A 16,423-nucleotide genomic window follows, 5' to 3' on the forward strand; every position below is an offset into this window, starting at 1 on the left:
CGGCACTGCTCGGAGCCGTCACCCTCACGATGACGATGGCCACCGGGGCCTCCGCCGACGCTCCCCGCTCCCCCGGCGGCTGGCAGGAGACCGGCAGCTCGAGCGTCAACTCCCTCACCGGCGGCCAGGGCCTGGCGAGCCGCGCCGACGGCAGCCTGCTCTACCGGGGGCTCGGCTCGATACCTCTGGCCCTGCGGACCAAGGGCTGGTCGCACGTCGGCGACCCGGACATCGCCGACGGCCACACCGTGGACGCCTATCAGGGCGGCGACGACGCGAAGTCGAAGATGTTCGCCGTCACGACACCCGACGGCAAGCGCTACCTGTACGAGCACCGGCTCGACGCGGGCGAGAAGCTGAACAACTCCTTCGCCTCCGTCTCCCCCGACAACCAGTGGCTGGTGTCGGGCGAATGGGGCGACCAGGACCGCCTCCAGGTCTTCCCCGCCCCGCTCCTCAACTCCTCCACCCCGCCCGCCGGCGGCGCCCTCGCGCAGGCCGGGCAGATCACCCTCGACAAGCCGGTGCGGGACATCCAGGGCTGCGACTTCGTCTCCGACACGCGCCTCGTCTGCGCGTCCAACGACGCCTCGAAGGAGCTGTGGCCCGAGGACCGGCCGATCCTCCAGGTGGACCTGGAGCGCGCCCTGGACGGCAAGCCCGTCACGGGCAGGGTCACCAGCCTGTTCGCCACGCCGCAACGGAGCATCTGCCGCGGCACGTTCGAGGCGGAGGGCGTCGACTACGACGCCGGTCGCCGCACCCTGCGCACCCAGGTCATCCCGCCGATCCCCTGCCTCGTCGCGACGTCGGTGTACGCGTACCGGCCGACGACGGGTTAGCCCCTCAGCAGGCGTACCCGTCATGGGACGTACGCCCCCTTGGGACGTGTGCGCCAGGGCCGGGCGGGGGATGGTCGCGATCATGACACAGCAACACCGAGCGACCGACGCGCTCCCCGCCCAGCCCCGCCGCCCCATACGGCAGCTGCTCGCCGCGTCGGTGGGCAACGCCGTGGAGTGGTACGACTGGTACGCGTACACCTTCCTCGCCACCTACATCGCCGACCAGGTCTTCCCCAAGGGCTCCGGCAACTCCCTCGTACCGCTGCTGTCCACCTTCGCCGTCTTCGCGGTCGGCTTCTTCATGCGCCCCGTCGGCGGCCTCCTGATGGGCGCGGTCGCCGACCGGCGCGGCAGGCGCACCGCGCTGACGGTGACGATCCTGCTGATGGGCGGCAGCAGTCTGCTGGTCGGCCTGACGCCGACGTACGCGTCCGCGGGCGTGCTCGCGCCGGTCGTCCTGGTCGTCGCCCGACTGCTCCAAGGGCTCTCCGTGGGCGGAGAGTTCGCCGCGTCGACGACCTTCCTCGTGGAGTCGGCGGGTCCCGGCCGCCGCGGGCTCTTCTCCAGCTTCCAGTACGTCTCCACCAGCGCGGGCCAGCTCGCCGCCTCCGGCATCGCGGCGCTGCTCGTCGCCACGCTCTCCGACGGGCAGATGGACGGCTGGGGCTGGCGCCTTCCGTTCGTCGTGGGCGCGGTGCTCAGCCTGGTCGGCTTCTGGATCAGGCAAGGTGCGCACGAGACCCTCCGGACGCCCCAGGAACAGGCCGACCGCCCCGGCCTCTTCGACGCCCTGCGCCACCATCCCCGCCAGTCGCTGCTGATCTGCGGCATCACGGCGGGCGGCACGATCGCCTACTACACGTGGACGTCGTATCTGCCGACGTACGCCGAGCTGAACACGGACATCGGCAAGAGCCAGGCCCTGCTGTCCGGCACCCTCTCGCTGGCGTTCTTCGCGCTGCTCCAGCCGGTCGGCGGACTGCTCTCCGACCGCTTCGGACGCCGCCCGCTGCTCCTCTTCTTCGGCATCGGCTTCGCGCTTCTGAGCGTGCCGCTGCTGCGCTCCCTGAACGGCTCGTTCGCCTCGCTCCTGATGGTGCAGTGCGCGGGCATGGTCCTGCTGACCGGCTTCACCTCGATCTCGGCGGCGGTGAACGCGGAGGTGTTCCCCGCGCGGGTGCGGGCGGCCGGGATCGGCTTCCCCTACTCGCTCACCGTCGCCGTATTCGGCGGCACGGCCCCGTACATGGGCACCCTGTTCAAGGAGATCGGTTCCCCGGGGCTGTTTCCCGTGTACGTGGCCGTGCTGTGTCTCGCCTCGTCCGCGGTGTATCTGCGTCTGCCGGAGACCGCTCACAAGGAGCTGGAGCGCTGACTCGCCTTCGGTACCTCGGCGATGGACCGGCCCGCCCATGCGGGGGCCGGTTCCACGAGGCCCGTCAGGCGCTCGCGGATCACGTCGGGGAAGGGCGTGGCGCGGCCCGCGTTCTGGTCGACGTGGATCGCGAGCAGCTCGGTGGTCGCGACGGGCACGGCGTCCGGCGCGGGCTCGTCGCCCTCTCCCTCGACGACGTACATCTCGTGCGTGAAGCGCGCCTTCTTCGCGTCGGCGCCCAACATTGTTGTGCGTACGACGAGTTGAGAGCCCTCCGCGACGTCGTTCAGATAGCGGATGTGCGCCTCGACCGTGTAGAGGGAGCAGCCGGTGGACTCGCGGTAGCCCGCGTGCAGGCCGGTCTCGATCATCATGGCGTCGGTGGCGTAGCCGAAGACGAGGACGTAGAAGGCCTCGCTCATATGGCCGTTGTAGTCGATCCACTCCGGCCGGACGGTCCGGTGCAGCAGCGGCAACCGGGCGGTGGTGTCGGTCACTTGGCGTCCTTCCGCTGCTGGGGCAGCCGGCCCGTCGCGCGCAGTACGTCGATGACGCCCTGGTCACGTTCGGCGACCAGGTCGGCGATGGTCCGCCCGGCGGCCGCGTCGTCGCATCCGGCGACCACCGCGTCGTACAGCTTCTTGTCGAGCTCGGGCGCTTCGAGGCGCGTCCACGGCGACTTCAGGGACGGGCCGAAGTGGTCGAGCATGTGCGCCATGCCGCCCTCGCCGCCCGCGAGCGCGAAGGTGAGCATGGGGCCCATGAAAGCCCAGCGCAGGCCGGGCCCTTCGGTGATGGAGTCGTCGATCTCCTGGACGGTGGCCTCGCCGTTGGCGACCATGTGCAGCGCCTCGCGCCAGAGGGCTTCCTGCAGCCGGTTGGCGATGAAGCCGGGCACCTCGCTCGTCATCGTGATGACGGACTTGCCCGCGATCTCGTAGAAGCGGGAGGCCCAGGCGACGGCGTCGGCGTCGGTGCGCTCGCCGCCGACGACCTCGACGAGCGGGATGAGGTACGGCGGGTTGAAGGGATGCCCGACGACGAGGCGGCCGGGGGTGGCCGCGTCGGTCTGCATGTCGGTCATCGGGTATCCGGAGGTGGAGGAGGCGATGACGACTCCGGCGGGCGTGGCGGCGTCGAGCTGGGCCAGCAGGTCCCGCTTGAGCTCCAGCTTCTCCGGGGCGCTCTCCTGTACGAACTGGGCGTCGGCGACGGCCTCTTCGAGGCTCGCGGCGACGGTGAGCCGCTCGGGCGACGCGCCCTCGGCGAGCCCCAGCTGGGTGAGCGCGGGCCAGGCGGCGCCGACGAGCCGGCGCAGCTTCTGCTCGGCGTCGGGGGCGGGGTCCCAGGCGGTGACGTCGTACCCGCGGGCCAGGAAGTGGGCGACCCAGCCGCCGCCGATGACTCCGGCGCCTATACAGGCGACGCGGCGGACTTCTTCGGGGGTGGTGATGGTCATGGAGCGGTCCTTCGTGGGGGGTGAGAGGTGGGTGCGGGGGTCAGGAGCGGGGCTTGAGGCCCAGCTTCTGGCGGGCCTCGTCCGGCGTGGCGACACGCGATCCCAGGTTCTCGGTGATCTGCACGGCCCGCTCGACGAGCTGCGCGTTCGTCACCTTGTTGCCCTTGCCCAGGTAGAGGTTGTCCTCCAGGCCGACGCGGACCTGGCCGCCGAGCAGGATGGACTGGGCGACCCACGGCATCTGCATGCGGCCGAGCGCGAAGCTGGCCCACTGGGCGCCTTCGGGCAGCATGTTGACCATGGACTGCAGGACGCCGGGGTCGGCGGGGGCGCCCCACGGGATACCCATGCAGAGCTGGAAGACGGTGGGGTTGTCGAGCAGCCCCTCGGCGAGCAGCTGCTTGGCGAACCAGAGCTGGCCGGTGTCGAAGATCTCCAACTCGGGCCGTACGCCCAGCTCCTGGATGCGCCTGGCACCCTGACGGAGCATGTCGGGGGTCGAGATGTAGAGGTTGTCGCCGAAGTTGAGGGAGCCGCAGTCGAGGGTGCAGATGTCGGGGAGCAGGTCCTCGACGTGCGGGAGGCGGTCGATGCCGCCGACGAGGTCGGTGCCGGGCAGCTCGCCGAGTTCCTTCAGCGGCTGGACGGGGTCGATGACGAGGTCGCCGCCCATGCCCGCCGTCAGGTTGATGACGACGTCGACCCCGGTCTCCTTGATCCGCTCGACGACCTCGCGGTAGAGGCGCGGGTCGCGGGAGGGGTCGCCGGTCTCGGGGTCGCGGACGTGGATGTGCACGACGGCGGCGCCCGCGTCGGCGGCCTCGACCGCCGACTTGGCTATCTGCTCGGGGGTGACGGGGACGTGGGGGCTCTTGCGGACCGTGTCGCCGGCGCCGGTGAGGGCGGCCGTGATGATGACGTCCTGGTTCACGGGCATGCGGAAGTCTCCCTTGGGCTTCTGTTGCGTACGGAGGGGTGGGGGCCCGCGGTCAGTCGCGGTGCGGCCTGGGGGCGGCGAGCGTCGATTCGACGTAGACGAGCAGTGCCTCGTGCATGTCGTCGGGAGAAGTGCCGTCGCCGCCGGGGGTGGAGGCGAGGACCTGGGTGGCGAGGCCGTCGATCAGCGCGGTGAGCCGGAGCGCGGCGGAGTGCGGGTCGACGAGGCGGAACACGCCCTGGTCGATGCCGCGCCGGAGCACGTCGGCGACGGTGGAGCGCCACTGGCGGTAGTAGTCGGCGTGCAGCCGTCCGACGGCGGTGGAGCGGGCGGCCTCGGCCCACAGGTCGAGCCAGACGCTCCACTGCCAGCGCTGCTGGGGGGTGCGGGGGATCTGCAGCTCGATCAGCTGGCGCAGTTCGTCGGCGGCGTCGGCGGCGTCCGCGACGCGGGCGGCGCGGCGGGCGGTGTCCTCGTCCATGCACCAGCGGACGGCGGCTTCGAGGAGGTCGTCGCGGCCGGGGAAGTGGTAGTGGATGGCGGCGGTGCTGGTGGCGCAGGCCTCGGCGATGTCGGCGACGCGGACGGCGTGGAAGCCGCGCTCGGCGACGAGGCGCACGGTTTCGCGGACTATCTGGAGGGGGCGGCCGCCTTCGGGGACTGCGGTGCGTTCGCGCTTCGACGGGGGTGCGGGCGTGGTCTGGGTGCCCAGGAGCCAGCCCGCGTCGACGCCGCCGGTGTCCGCGATGCGGGCCAGCTCGGCGGCGGTGAAGCGGCGGGTGCCGCCGAGGGAGCGGGAGAGCTTGGAGGGGTCCATCACGATGCGGCGGGCGAATTCGCGCTGGGTCGTGCCGGCGTCGGCGATGACCTTGCGGACGCGGTCCGCCACCTCGGGGTCTTGCTGCATGGTCGGTGAGCGTACCCGCACGTTGCGATACACGCAATGCGCGGGTAGCTGGCACCATGCTCACTACCGGATTGAGATGCTGACTAACGCATCAGTCATCCGTCATGCACGTCATGCGCCTCATGCACGTCATGCACCTCATGCACGTCATGCACCTCATGCGCTCTTGCGCGCCAGCACCTCCACCTCCGCCATGTTCAGCTCGGCCTTCTCCTGGGTCGCAAGCCACACCCGTACGTAGCGGCCCTTCACCTCGGGCACGGTGATCACGGTCGGGCTGCCCGCCTGTGCGGTCTCGTGGTGCGACCAGACGCCGGGCTTGTCCTTCTGTTCGGCGAGCGTGCCGGTGAAGGGCTCCTCTGAGGTGAGGACGTAGTAGTCACGGGTGCGGTCGGCGCAGCAGTCGCCCCGGTTGAAGACCCGGATCTCCTCGATCGCCGCCGCACTGCCGAGGTCGACCTGCCACCAGGGCTGTGCCTCCGTGCCACCCGTGGTGGAGAAGTTGAAGCGGTCGCCGTCGGACGACTTCTCCGCGCCGAACGGGCGCGTGCCGTCGTCCCACTCGTACTCCGAGACCTGCGTCGCCTTCGCGCCGAGCGCGAGATTGCGCAGCGGGGGCAGGCCCAGCGAGGCGTCGTGCCGGTCCTGGACACCGGTGACGAACTCTTCCAGGAAGGGGTCGGCGATCTTCACGGGGCCGCGCTGGTGGTGCTCGGCGGGGTCCACGGTGATCTCCGAGGCCTGCTTGGCGAGGCCGTCCATCGCCTTGCGCTCCTCGGCGGCCTTCTCCTTGTCGCCCGCCTCGACGGCCGTGAGCGCGGCAAGGCCGTGGCGCAGGGCCCGGCCCCAGAGCTCGGTGGCGTCGAGCCAGCGGTCGGCGTCGTGCAGGAAGAGCTTGTCCGGTACGCCCGCGCGCAGCGCCGCCGGGGTCTTCTCGATCTCCTTCGCCGTGGGGCGCAGGGTTTCGATCGCCGCGGCGGGGTCCGTCTCGTACTTCTGCCAGAACGCCTTCAGCTTCGGGCCGAGGACCGGTGACTGGGGCTGCCAGTTCTTCGCGCCGAACGTGGGCGCCGCGTGGTTGAGGTCCACGAACGTCTGCACCGCGTCGGCGAGCCGCTCATCGCCCCCGGCGAGATACAGCGCCGCCTGCCGACCGGACCGGGTCCGGTCGTACCCACGGTCGTTCCAGGAGAAGTCGTTCATGGTGAACACGGCGAGCTTGCTCGCCGCTTCCTGGTTCATCGGGTTGGAGACGATGCCGCTGAGGTGCCCGGAAAGGCCCGGCTCCCGCTTGTCGTAGGGGGCCAGGAGCAGCCTTCCGGCCGTCCGCGCGAAGTCGTTGACGGGGTAGTTGTCCCAGACGAACACCTTCCGCCCGAACAGCTCGGCCGCCTTCTCCGCCTGGGCGTTGGTGATCTCCGGCGGTACGACGTCCGTCCCGGTCCACATCACCTCCACCGCGCCGTCCAGCTCGGCCCGCATCGTCTGCTTGTAGGCGGTGTCGGTCAGGTCCCCGTACTCGGTGGGGACCATCTGCAGCGGATTGGCGCCCTCCTTCTTCGCGATGAACTCCCGCTGGATGGTGTTGAGGAGTCCCACCTGTGCCTTGGCCGCGGGACCGCGCCCCGGCTCGCCGAACTCCGCCTTGTCGGCATCGCAGTTCCACTTGGTGTAGCTGATGTCGTCCAGCGGCACCGAGAAGGACCGCACGCCCAGGTCGTACATCGCCTGGAGCTTCGCGGTCAGCGCCTTGACGTCCGCCGGGTCCGAGTAGCAGATGGACCCGCCGGGCGACACGGCGAAGGTGAAGCGGACGTGGTTGGCGGTGGCGCGGTCGACGAGCTTGCCCAGCTCGGCGAGCTTGTCCGCCGGGTAGGGCTCGCGCCACTTCTCGCGGTGATAGGGGTCGTCCTTCGGCGCGTACACGTACGTGTTCGCCTTGGTGTCGCCGAGGAAGTCAAGCTGGTCGAGGCGTTCGGCCTCGGTCCAGGGCGGGCCGTAGAACCCTTCGATGCTGCCGCGCAGCGGCATGGCGGGGAAGTCGGAGACCTCGGCCCCGGCGATCCGCCCCCTCGCCATCAGCTGGCCGAGCGTCTGCGCCGCGTAGAACTGCCCGGTCGCGTCCTTGCCGCCGAGCGCGACGGTGCGCTTCGCGGCCCGCAGCGCGTAGCCCTCCGCCTGCTCCGGCACCTTGGTCGCGCCGAGCGCCTTCGCGATGTCGGGGCGGGTCGCCGGGCCGAGCAGCACCGTCAACGGGGCCTTGCCCGACGCCTTTTCCCGTACGTCGATGTCGCGCACCCCGTGGGCGCGCAGGAGTTCGGTGACGCGACGCCGGGCGGGCTCGTCCGTGCCGTCCCCGACGACGAGTTCGGCGCGGCGGCCGAGCGGTACGTCGTCGCCCGCGCGGGCCAGGTGCTGCGGGGTCGGGGAGACGACGGGGAGCCGGCCGGTCACGGCTTCCTCCTGGGCGGATGGGGGCGCGGCGGCCGCGGACGGTGCGAGGGGGATCGCCAGGACGGCGAGCGCGAGAAGCGCCGTCCTGGGTCTGAGAGCGCGTGTCGTGCGGGGCATAGGGCCTCCGAACTTCGGGATGGGGGTGCGGGTGGGATCAGGGGGCGCGCCGGGGGAAGCGCCCGTGGGGGCGCGGGACTGTGACATATGCGGCTCCGCCGCGCGAGCGCGACCAGCCCCCCACCGGCCCGCGGTGCGGAACCGCATGACCGGCGGAGCGCTCAGTCGCGCGTGTGGGCGCGGTACAGGTCGAGTTCGCCGTCGAGTTCCAGGGCGATGACCGTGCACAGAGGATCGAGCGCGTCGTCGGTGAGACGGACGTACTCCCAGCCGGGTACGTCGCCCAGGCCGCCGACCCTCTCGTGCGGCACCTCGACGTCCTTGCCCAGGACGCGCGCGGACGTCACGCCGTTGCGCACGCCCCGCAGCACCACATGCTCGTTGGGCCGGTCGAAGAGGAACAGATACAGGGTGCGGCGGTCGGCCGAGAGAGTCGAAGGGCCGTAGAAGTGGCCGTGCGGGAGTCCGCGGATCGTGCCGTACACGGCATCGGAATGCCGCGCGATCCACTCCCCCAGCGCTTCGAGGCGTTCGGTCTGCTCGGGCAGGATCGTGCCGTCCTCCTTCGGGCCGACGTCGAGGAGCAGATTGCCGCCGCCTCCGATGGCCTCGACGAAGATGCGGACGATCTGACGCGGCGACTTGTGGTGGTCGTCCTGCGGCTGGTAGCCCCAGGAGTCGTTGACGGTGAGGCACAACTCCCATGGCTGGGACGGCGGTTCGATGGGCACGCCCTGCTCGGGGGTGGCGTAGTCGCCGTGCCCGGCGAGGCGGCCGTTGACGACCGTGTGCGGGGACAACGACCTGATCTCCTCGTCGAGTTCGGCCATCCGCCACTGCTCGGGACTGCGCTCCCACTCGCCGTCGAACCAGAGCAGGTCCGGCTCGAACCGTTCGAGCAGTTCCCGCACTTGGGCCCGGTGGAAGGCCAGGAAGTCCGCCCACCGCTCCTCGGACTCCTCGCCGACCGCCGGCATGGAGTAGCGGTTGCCGCGCTCGGCGGGGTCCTGGCCTGCGGGGCGCACGGTGGCATAGTCGGGGTGGGACCAGTCCAAGTGCGAGTAGTACAGGCCGACTTTGATGCCGCGGGCGCGCAGGGCGGCGACGTACGGGGAGATGAGGTCGCGGCCCGCGGGGGTGCGCTTGACGACCGACAGGTCATGGGCGGCCGTGTCCCAGAGGGCGACGCCGTCGTGGTGCTTGGAGGTGAGGACGGCGTAGCGGGCACCGGCGCGGACGAACAGGTCCGCCCAGGCGTCCGGGTCGTACGCGGAGGCGGTGAAGCCTTCGAGCTGGGCCATATAGCGGTCGTAGGGCACCTGGTCGTGGAAGAAGGACCAGGACTCGGCGACTCCGTCCACGCTGTAGATGCCCCAGTGGAGGAAGATGCCGAGCTTGGCGTCGGTGAACCACGGCTGCATCACGGGCAGTTCTCCCTCAACTGTCGGTTCTTCCTCATACGAATCTCTCCTCGTCGTAGCTCCAGCAGTGCGCCCACTGGCCGTCGTCGAAGTAGGTGCGCGGCGGGAAGGCGGTGGCGCAGACGGGCCTGGCGATGGGGCAGCGCGGGTGGAACCGACAGCCGGTCGGCGGGTCGACGAGGCTGGGCGGTTCGCCGAGGGTCTCCTCGTCGTCCACCACGTCCGGTTCGTCGAGGAGTCCGCCCCGGTCGGGGTCGGGGGCGGACTCCAACAGGAGCCGGGTGTACGGGTGTCGGGGGTTCTCCACCAGGGCGTCGCCCGGACCCGATTCGACGAGCTGACCGGCGTAGAGGACCTTGATCTCGTCGGCGAAGTAGCGGGCGCTCGCGATGTCGTGGGTGATGTAGAGGATCGCCAGGCCCTCGTCGTCGCGGAGCCTGCCGAGCAGGTTGAGGATGTCGAGGCGGATGGAGACGTCGAGCATCGACACGGGTTCGTCGCCGAGCAGCACCTTGGGGCGTGCGGCGAGCGCGCGGGCGATGGCGACGCGCTGACGCTGCCCGCCGGACAGTTCGTGCGGGAACTTGTCGACGAACTGGTCGGCGGGGGTGAGGTTGACCCGCTCCAGAAGCTCGATGACCGCCTTCTCCAGGTCCGCGCGCCCGCGCACATGGCCGTGCAGCTTCAGCGGCCGGCCGAGGATGTAGCGCAGCCGGTGGACGGGGCTCAGCGAGGAGAAGGGGTCCTGGAAGACCATCTGGACCTGGCGGTAGTACGCCCGTTTGTCCTTCGCCGAGCGCGCGGCGGTGACGGGCGCGCCGTCGAGCCGGATCTCGCCGTCCGTGGGCGGATAGCCGAGGGCGAGCAGCCGGGCCAGCGTCGACTTCCCGCTGCCGCTCTCGCCGACGAGTGCGGTGATGCGGCCCTGGTGGAGGGCGAGGGTGGTGGGTTCGACGGCGCGTACGACCTTGCCGTGCCGGCCGGGGCCGTGCAGCGGGAAGCGTTTGGTGACCTCGCGGGCCTCAAGGACCGGTTCACGTGCCGGCTCAAGTGTCTTTTCACCCAGGGACATTGGTGCTCCTCGGCTCGTGCTGCTGCTCCGGGTGCCGCCCTCCGTACAGATGGCAGGCGACGTCGCCGCCCTCCCGCGCGAGCAGCGACGGAACTTCCTCGTCGCAGGGTTCGAACCGCTTCGGGCAGCGCGGATGGAACGCGCAGCCCGTCGGCGGATGCCGCAGGCCCGGCGGCGATCCGGGGATGCCGGTGATCTCGCGGCGCGGGCCGCGCAGGGGCGGGAACGCGCCGCGCAGTGCGGCGGTGTAGGGGTGCTGCGGGTCGGCGTACAGCTGCCTGGCGGGGCCGGTCTCGACGACGCGGCCCGCGTACATGACGGCGATCCGGTCGGCGATCTCGATCAGGAGCGACAGGTCATGCGTGATGAAGATGACGGAGAAACCCAGCTCCCGCTTCAGCTTCGCCACTTGGCGCAGGATCTGGCGCTGCATGACGACATCCACCGCGGTCGTCGGCTCGTCCATCACCACCAGGTCCGGTTCGCAGGCGAGGGCGAGCGCGATGGTGGCGCGCTGGCGCATGCCGCCGGACAGCTCGTGGGGGTACGCGCGCACCCGGTCGGCCGGGATGCCGACCATGCCGAGCAGCTCCCCCGCCCGCTGCCAGGCGTCGGCCTTCGACACTCCGCGGTGCAGCCGCAGTACGTCGGCGAACTGGGCGCCGAGCCGGTGCACCGGGTTGAGCGCGTTCATGGCGCTCTGGAAGACGATCGCGACGCGCTCCCAGCGCAGGGCGCGCAGTTCACGCTCGCCGAGCCGCAGCAGGTCGACCGGGTCGCCGTCGCCGTGCAGATGGACGGTGCCGCCGGTGGTGACGGCGGGCGGCCGCTCCAGGCGGGTCAGGGCGGTGACCAGCGTGGACTTGCCGCAGCCGCTCTCTCCTACGATGCCGAGGGTCTCCCCGCGGTAGAGGGTGAGGTCGACGTCGCGTACGGCGTGCACCGGGTCGGCCCGGTCGAAGTAGTCGACGCGCAGTCCGCGCGCGCTCAGGAGTACGTCGGGGGCGTTCATCGTGCCTCCTCGGTGGTACGCAGCGCCGCGGCCGCCGCCCTGCGGCGCACCGCGCGGCCCGGCTTGCGCAGCCGGGGGTTGGCGATCTCGTCGATGCCGAAGTTGATGAGGCCCGCCGCGATGCCGACGACGGCGATGCACGCGCCGGGCGGGATGAACCACCACCAGGCGCCGCGCGCCAGGGCCGACGCGTTCTGCGCCCAGTAGAGCATCGAGCCCCAGCTGGTGAGGTTGATGTTGCCGAGGCCGATGAAGGAGAGCCCGGCGTCGGCGAACATCGAAAGGACCACCGCGGACAGGAAGCTCGCGGAGATCAGCGGGGCCATGCTGGGGATCAGCTCGCGGGTGATGATCCACCAGCGGCTCTCGCCGGTCATCTCGGCGGCCGTCACGAAGTCGCGGCGGCGCAGCGAGAGGGTCTGCGCGCGCTTCCCGCGGGCGCCCCACGGCCAGGACGTCAGGCCGATGATGAGGGCCACCGTGAGCCAGCCGCCGCGCCCCTTGACGTAACTCGCGACGATGATCAGGAGCGGCAAGCTGGGGATGACGAGGGCGATGTTCGTGCCGGCGGTGAGCAGCGCGTCGGCGGTGCCGCCGAGATAGCCGCCCGCGACACCGACGAGCACCGACAGAGCGGTGGAGATGACCGCGGCGACCAGGCCCACGAGCAGCGAGACGCGGCTGCCGACGACCAGCTGGGCGAGGACGTCCTCGCCGGTCGCGGTCGTGCCCAACAGGTGCTCTGCAGACGGTGGTTGCATGCCGTCGGCGGTGTGGATGGCGGTGGCGGAGAGGCCGAAGACGTCCTCCACGAGGAAGGGTCCGGCCAGCGCGAACAGGGCGAAGAACAACAGGATCGCGAGCCCGGCCCGCACCTTGCGGTTCTCCGGCAGCCGCCCCCTCAGGGTCAGTCTCATGCGCGGCCCTCCCTGGCCCGGGGGTCGATCAGGCCGTACACGGAGTCGGCGAGGAAGTTCGCGGCGAGCACCGACAGCGAGACCATCAGGAACAGTGCCTGCATCAGCGGATAGTCGACGCTGGCCACGGACTGGTAGAGCAGATAGCCGACGCCCGGATACGCGAAGACGGCCTCCACCAGGAGCTGCCCGCCGACCACGTTGCCGATGTTGATGGCGAAGCCCGCGACGCTCGGCAGGATCGCGTTGCGGGCCGCGTACCGGAACATCACCCGGCTCTTGCCGAGGCCCTTGGCGCGTGCGAGGAGGACGTAGTCCTCGGAGACCGTCGTGATCATCATGTTCCGCATTCCGATGTACCAGGTCGCCGCCCAGCCGAGCGCGATGGTGAGCGCGGGCAGCGCGGCATGACTGATGACGCTGCCGATGAACTCCGTGGTGAACCCCGGCGTCAGATCACCGTCGTACGCGCCGCCCGTCGGCAGCCACGCCAGCTGGAAGCCGAAGACGAGGACGAAGAGCAGCGCGATCCAGAAGGTGGGCAGCGCGTTCAGGAACATCGCGCCGGGGGTCGCCACCGAGTCGGCCCTGGACCCCGCGCGGCCGCCCGCCATGATGCCGCCGGCCGTGCCGATGACGAAGGACAGGACGGCGGTGATGCCGACGAGCCCGATCGTCCACGGCAGTCCCGCGCTGATGACGTCCCACACCGGGGTCGGGAAGAACGCCACCGAGAGACCGAAGTCGAGGTGCGCGATCTGCCCGAGGTAGGTGACGTACTGACTCCACAGCGGTTCGCCCGGATCGCCGAACAGCCGGTAGATGCTGGCGATCTGCTCGCCGGAGAGCGCCGAGCGGCCCTGCATCTGCGCGATGAGCGCGGACGCCGGGTCGCCCGGCATCAGCCTGGGCAGCAGGAAGTTGAGCGTGACGGCGATCCAGGCTGCGGCCAGATAGAAGCCGAGCCGCTGGACGAAGTAGCGGGCGGCGCCAAGGCGGAACCGGCGCGCGGGGCGGTCCTGCCGGCTCTCCCCCGCCGCCACGACAGCCACCGTTTCGGAGGAGGCCGTCATCCGCCTAGCCCGCCTTCGCGGGGCGCAGCGACAGGATCGTACGGACCATGTCGGTGGGGCCCGCCCAGGGCGCGGGGATGGCGTACGGGTTCTTCTCGTCGGGCCAGCCGGTCCAGTTCCTGCTGTTGTACTGGGTGGAGGCGCCGTTGGTGATGAGCGGGGCGGCGGGCACCTCGTCGATCATCAGCTTCTCCAGCTTCGCGGAGAGCTTCTTGATGGTCGCGTCGTCACCGGCGCGCTCCATCTCCTTGAGGATGCCGTCGGCCTTGGCGCTCTTGTAGTGGCCGTAGTTGGTCCACACGCCTGCGTTTTCGCTGTGCAGCATGTCCTTGAAGAAGTTGTACGGCGTGTTGTAGTAGACGGCGCCGCCGACCAGGACGTCGAACTTGGCCTGCGTGCGCGCCGTGTCGAGCTGGGCGCTGGGCATGGGCTCGACCTCGACCTTGATGCCGGCCTTCTTCAGCTGCTGGGCGAGGACCTTGTCGCGCTGGATGGCGTCGGCGAACTCCGTCACTTCGAGGATCTTGAAGCTGAGCTGCTTGCCGTCCTTGCCGACGAGCCTGCCGCCCTCGTTCTTGTAGCCGGCCTTGGCGAACTCCTTTGCCGCCGCGGCCAGTCGGGGCTTCGGCTGGTCGGCCGTCCGGTACTTTCCGTCGATCCACTTGCCCTGCGTCTTGATGTCGAGGCCGGTCAGGTTGAGCGGCTTGAACATGCCCGGATTGCCGAGGTCGGCGAGTTCGGAGCGGTCGACGGCGAGCGAGAGGCCCCTGCGGACGTGGACGTCCTTGAACGGCGCCTTCTTGTGGTTGAAGAACATGTACGTGCCGCCGTACGTCGGATACCAGGCGTGGTGGTTCTTCGGGTCCTTGTCGACGTAGCTCTTCTTCACGTCGGGGACGGCGCCGCCGCTCCACTCGATCTCGCCGCTGAGCAGCTTGCCTATCTCGGAGGACGAGGCGACGACCGGCGCCTTGAGGGTCTTCACCGGGACCTTCTGCTTCCAGTAGTCGTCCCTGGCCTCGAAGGTGAGCTGCTGGGCGGCGTACCGCTTGAGCTTGTACGGTCCGCTGGCCACCGGGTCGGGGTTGGTGAAGGTCTTGCCGTCCTTGCCCTTCCAGATCTTCGCGGGGACCGGGCGGATGGAGCCGATGCTGCGCAGGCGGGCATAGCCGGGGCTGTCGAAGGTGATGACGACGGTGTGGTCGTCGGTGGCGGTCACCTTCTCGTACTCGAACCGCCAGTCCACCGGCAGGTCCTGCTCGGTGACGTACTCGAGGGCGAAGACCACGTCCTTGGCGGTCAGCTTGGTGCCGTCACTCCAGTTGGCGCGCTTGTCGAGGTCGACAGTGATCTTCTTGCCGCCGTCGGACCAGGCGTACTTGGTGGCGAGCCAGGGGACGAAGGTGCCGCCCTGGAGGTTGTTGAAGGAGAACAGCGGCTCGTACTGGAAGCCGAAGGTGCCCTGGCTGGCCTTCAGCGAGAACGGGCTGAAGTTGCGCGGGATGGTGTTGCCGGAGAAGCCCATGTTCACGGTCAGCGAGTCGGTGTCCTTGCCGCCGTTGGCGGCGGGGGTCGCCGAGCAGCCTGCGGCGGTGACGGCGAGCGCGAGAGCGGCCGCGCCCGTGACACCCAGTCTGGTCCACTTCATGGCGGGTTGATACCTCCGGTCTGGCAACGTTGTCTGAGGCTGGGGACGGTGCGTGTGCATGTGGGGGGCGGGCGTCAGGGGGCTGCGCGGGCGGCGGTGCTCCCCCGCGCCTCCAGATGCGGCAGCTCGTCCTGGACGCGGACGGCCGGGCCGCCGTCGAGGAGCGCGACGAGCTGCTCGGCGGCGTGCCCTCCGTAGACGGCCGTGTCGCGGACCAGGGCGGTGAGCGCGGGATGGGTCGAGCGGGTGAGGACGGAGTCGTCCCAGGCGACGATCGCCAACTCGGCCGGTACGGAGATGCCGTGCTCGGCGGCGACACCGAGACCGGCCACGGCGAGTACGTCGTTGTCGTAGACGATCGCGGTGGGGCGCTGCTCCCCGGCCAGGACCCGGCGGGTCGCCTCGGCGCCCTGCGCGTCGGAGTAGTCGGTGGTGACCGAGCGCACGTCCGCGAGACCGCGCCGGTCGGCCTCCGCCCGCAGCGAGTGGATGCGCCGCCGGGTGTGGGTGAGTTCGGGGAGCCCGGCGACGTGCGCGATGCGGCGGTGGCCGAGCGCGTACAGGTGGTCGACGATGGAGGCCATGGCGAGGGCGTCGTCGGCCCAGAGGTTGGAGATGCCGGGGTAGTCGGTGTGCGGCTCCGGCAGGGTGCCGACGACGACCGCGGGCAGCCCCAGTTCGTCGAGCAGCGGAAGCCGCGGGTCGGTGCCGCGCGGGTCGACGACGAGCATGCCGTCCACCCGGCGCTCGGCCCACCAGCGGCGGTAGACCGCGCACTCCGCGTCGATGTCCTCGACGACCTGGAAGAGCAGTCCGAGCCTGCGCCGCGAGAGCACTTCCTGGATTCCCGAGACGAGTTGGAGGAAGAACGACTCGACGCCGAGGGTCCGCGCCGGGCGGGCCAGGACGAGCCCGACCGTGCCCGAGCCCTCCCCGGAGAGCGCCTTCGCGGCGGCGCTGGGCCGCCAGCCGAGCTCCTCGGCGACGCGGCGGACCCGGTCGCGGGTGGCCTCGGAGACGCCGGGCCTGCCGTTGAGCGCGAAGGACACGGCGCTCTCCGAGACACCGGCGCGCACGGCGATGTCCTTGATGGTGGGGCGCCGTGCCGGGGTGCGACGCATGCGGGAACCTCCTCTCGGGTGCTGACGGACGGGTCCTGACCCACGCGCTGCTAAAGCGCTTGAGG

Annotated in this window: 14 protein-coding genes; 2 read left to right on the forward strand and 12 right to left on the reverse strand. The window is 70.6% G+C overall.

From position 1 onward, the window contains the following. Nucleotides 1–29: 29 nt before the first annotated feature. Both ACIBKX_RS10015 and ACIBKX_RS10020 read left to right on the forward strand, forming a co-directional pair. A complete protein-coding gene (locus ACIBKX_RS10015) occupies nucleotides 30–842 on the forward strand; it encodes a hypothetical protein (protein ID WP_399375736.1) in 813 nt (270 codons plus the stop codon). A gap of 82 nt (nucleotides 843–924) precedes the next feature. Next, nucleotides 925–2,220, forward strand: coding sequence for an MFS transporter (locus ACIBKX_RS10020; protein WP_363271382.1), 1,296 nt, complete (start codon nucleotides 925–927; stop codon nucleotides 2,218–2,220). Here the strand turns inward: ACIBKX_RS10020 and ACIBKX_RS10025 are convergent. The 12 genes from ACIBKX_RS10025 to ACIBKX_RS10080 all read right to left on the reverse strand — a co-directional run bounded on the left by ACIBKX_RS10025 (nucleotide 2,199) and on the right by ACIBKX_RS10080 (nucleotide 16,358). Continuing rightward, nucleotides 2,199–2,717, reverse strand: coding sequence for a thioesterase family protein (locus ACIBKX_RS10025; RefSeq protein WP_363271383.1), 519 nt, complete (start codon nucleotides 2,715–2,717; stop codon nucleotides 2,199–2,201). The genes ACIBKX_RS10020 and ACIBKX_RS10025 overlap by 22 nt on opposite strands. Beyond that, nucleotides 2,714–3,679: a 3-hydroxyacyl-CoA dehydrogenase NAD-binding domain-containing protein gene (locus tag ACIBKX_RS10030; protein ID WP_363271384.1), complete on the reverse strand. Its 966-nt coding sequence runs from the start codon at nucleotides 3,677–3,679 to the stop codon at nucleotides 2,714–2,716. Before ACIBKX_RS10030 ends, ACIBKX_RS10025 begins: the two co-directional genes overlap by 4 nt. Nucleotides 3,680–3,719: 40 nt before the next feature. Beyond that, entirely contained in the window at nucleotides 3,720–4,616 is an 897-nt protein-coding gene (locus tag ACIBKX_RS10035; protein ID WP_363271385.1) for a 3-keto-5-aminohexanoate cleavage protein, read from the reverse strand. 52 nt (nucleotides 4,617–4,668) lie between these two features. Then, a complete protein-coding gene (locus ACIBKX_RS10040; protein ID WP_363271386.1) occupies nucleotides 4,669–5,523 on the reverse strand; it encodes a TetR/AcrR family transcriptional regulator in 855 nt (284 codons plus the stop codon). Nucleotides 5,524–5,679: 156 nt separating this feature from the next. Then, nucleotides 5,680–8,094: a beta-N-acetylglucosaminidase domain-containing protein gene (locus tag ACIBKX_RS10045; protein ID WP_363271387.1), complete on the reverse strand. Its 2,415-nt coding sequence runs from the start codon at nucleotides 8,092–8,094 to the stop codon at nucleotides 5,680–5,682. Nucleotides 8,095–8,255: 161 nt separating this feature from the next. Then, a complete protein-coding gene (locus ACIBKX_RS10050; RefSeq protein ID WP_363271467.1) occupies nucleotides 8,256–9,515 on the reverse strand; it encodes an alpha-L-fucosidase in 1,260 nt (419 codons plus the stop codon). A gap of 34 nt (nucleotides 9,516–9,549) precedes the next feature. After that, entirely contained in the window at nucleotides 9,550–10,587 is a 1,038-nt protein-coding gene (locus tag ACIBKX_RS10055; protein WP_363271388.1) for an ABC transporter ATP-binding protein, read from the reverse strand. Continuing rightward, nucleotides 10,574–11,599, reverse strand: a complete 1,026-nt coding sequence (locus ACIBKX_RS10060) for an ABC transporter ATP-binding protein (protein ID WP_363271389.1) — start codon at nucleotides 11,597–11,599, stop codon at nucleotides 10,574–10,576. The genes ACIBKX_RS10055 and ACIBKX_RS10060 overlap by 14 nt, the downstream gene beginning before the upstream one ends. Further along, complete coding sequence (locus ACIBKX_RS10065; RefSeq protein ID WP_363271390.1) at nucleotides 11,596–12,516, reverse strand: ABC transporter permease; 921 nt, start codon at nucleotides 12,514–12,516, stop codon at nucleotides 11,596–11,598. The genes ACIBKX_RS10060 and ACIBKX_RS10065 overlap by 4 nt, the downstream gene beginning before the upstream one ends. Next, complete coding sequence (locus ACIBKX_RS10070) at nucleotides 12,513–13,589, reverse strand: ABC transporter permease (RefSeq protein ID WP_363271391.1); 1,077 nt, start codon at nucleotides 13,587–13,589, stop codon at nucleotides 12,513–12,515. The genes ACIBKX_RS10065 and ACIBKX_RS10070 overlap by 4 nt, the downstream gene beginning before the upstream one ends. Nucleotides 13,590–13,593: 4 nt before the next feature. Next, entirely contained in the window at nucleotides 13,594–15,237 is a 1,644-nt protein-coding gene (locus tag ACIBKX_RS10075; protein ID WP_363271392.1) for an ABC transporter substrate-binding protein, read from the reverse strand. Between the two features lie 74 nt (nucleotides 15,238–15,311). Next, complete coding sequence (locus ACIBKX_RS10080; protein WP_363271393.1) at nucleotides 15,312–16,358, reverse strand: LacI family DNA-binding transcriptional regulator; 1,047 nt, start codon at nucleotides 16,356–16,358, stop codon at nucleotides 15,312–15,314. Nucleotides 16,359–16,423: the final 65 nt, after the last annotated feature.

It is taken from the genome of Streptomyces sp. NPDC050658, assembly GCF_044457025.1.
GTDB lineage: Bacteria > Actinomycetota > Actinomycetes > Streptomycetales > Streptomycetaceae > Streptomyces.

What these genes read in the sequence shown, in the direction of transcription:
- ACIBKX_RS10080 (WP_363271393.1), bottom strand. Translation starts at nt 16,358, where the DNA reads ATGCGTCGCACCCCGGCACGGCGCCCCACCATCAAGGACATCGCCGTG.
- ACIBKX_RS10050 (WP_363271467.1), bottom strand. Translation starts at nt 9,515, where the DNA reads ATGCAGCCGTGGTTCACCGACGCCAAGCTCGGCATCTTCCTCCACTGG.
- ACIBKX_RS10015 (WP_399375736.1), top strand. Translation starts at nt 30, where the DNA reads ATGACGATGGCCACCGGGGCCTCCGCCGACGCTCCCCGCTCCCCCGGC.
- ACIBKX_RS10075 (WP_363271392.1), bottom strand. Translation starts at nt 15,237, where the DNA reads ATGAAGTGGACCAGACTGGGTGTCACGGGCGCGGCCGCTCTCGCGCTC.
- ACIBKX_RS10045 (WP_363271387.1), bottom strand. Translation starts at nt 8,094, where the DNA reads ATGCCCCGCACGACACGCGCTCTCAGACCCAGGACGGCGCTTCTCGCG.
- ACIBKX_RS10070 (WP_363271391.1), bottom strand. Translation starts at nt 13,589, where the DNA reads ATGACGGCCTCCTCCGAAACGGTGGCTGTCGTGGCGGCGGGGGAGAGC.
- ACIBKX_RS10020 (WP_363271382.1), top strand. Translation starts at nt 925, where the DNA reads ATGACACAGCAACACCGAGCGACCGACGCGCTCCCCGCCCAGCCCCGC.
- ACIBKX_RS10030 (WP_363271384.1), bottom strand. Translation starts at nt 3,679, where the DNA reads ATGACCATCACCACCCCCGAAGAAGTCCGCCGCGTCGCCTGTATAGGC.
- ACIBKX_RS10040 (WP_363271386.1), bottom strand. Translation starts at nt 5,523, where the DNA reads ATGCAGCAAGACCCCGAGGTGGCGGACCGCGTCCGCAAGGTCATCGCC.
- ACIBKX_RS10060 (WP_363271389.1), bottom strand. Translation starts at nt 11,599, where the DNA reads ATGAACGCCCCCGACGTACTCCTGAGCGCGCGCGGACTGCGCGTCGAC.
- ACIBKX_RS10065 (WP_363271390.1), bottom strand. Translation starts at nt 12,516, where the DNA reads ATGAGACTGACCCTGAGGGGGCGGCTGCCGGAGAACCGCAAGGTGCGG.
- ACIBKX_RS10035 (WP_363271385.1), bottom strand. Translation starts at nt 4,616, where the DNA reads ATGCCCGTGAACCAGGACGTCATCATCACGGCCGCCCTCACCGGCGCC.
- ACIBKX_RS10055 (WP_363271388.1), bottom strand. Translation starts at nt 10,587, where the DNA reads ATGTCCCTGGGTGAAAAGACACTTGAGCCGGCACGTGAACCGGTCCTT.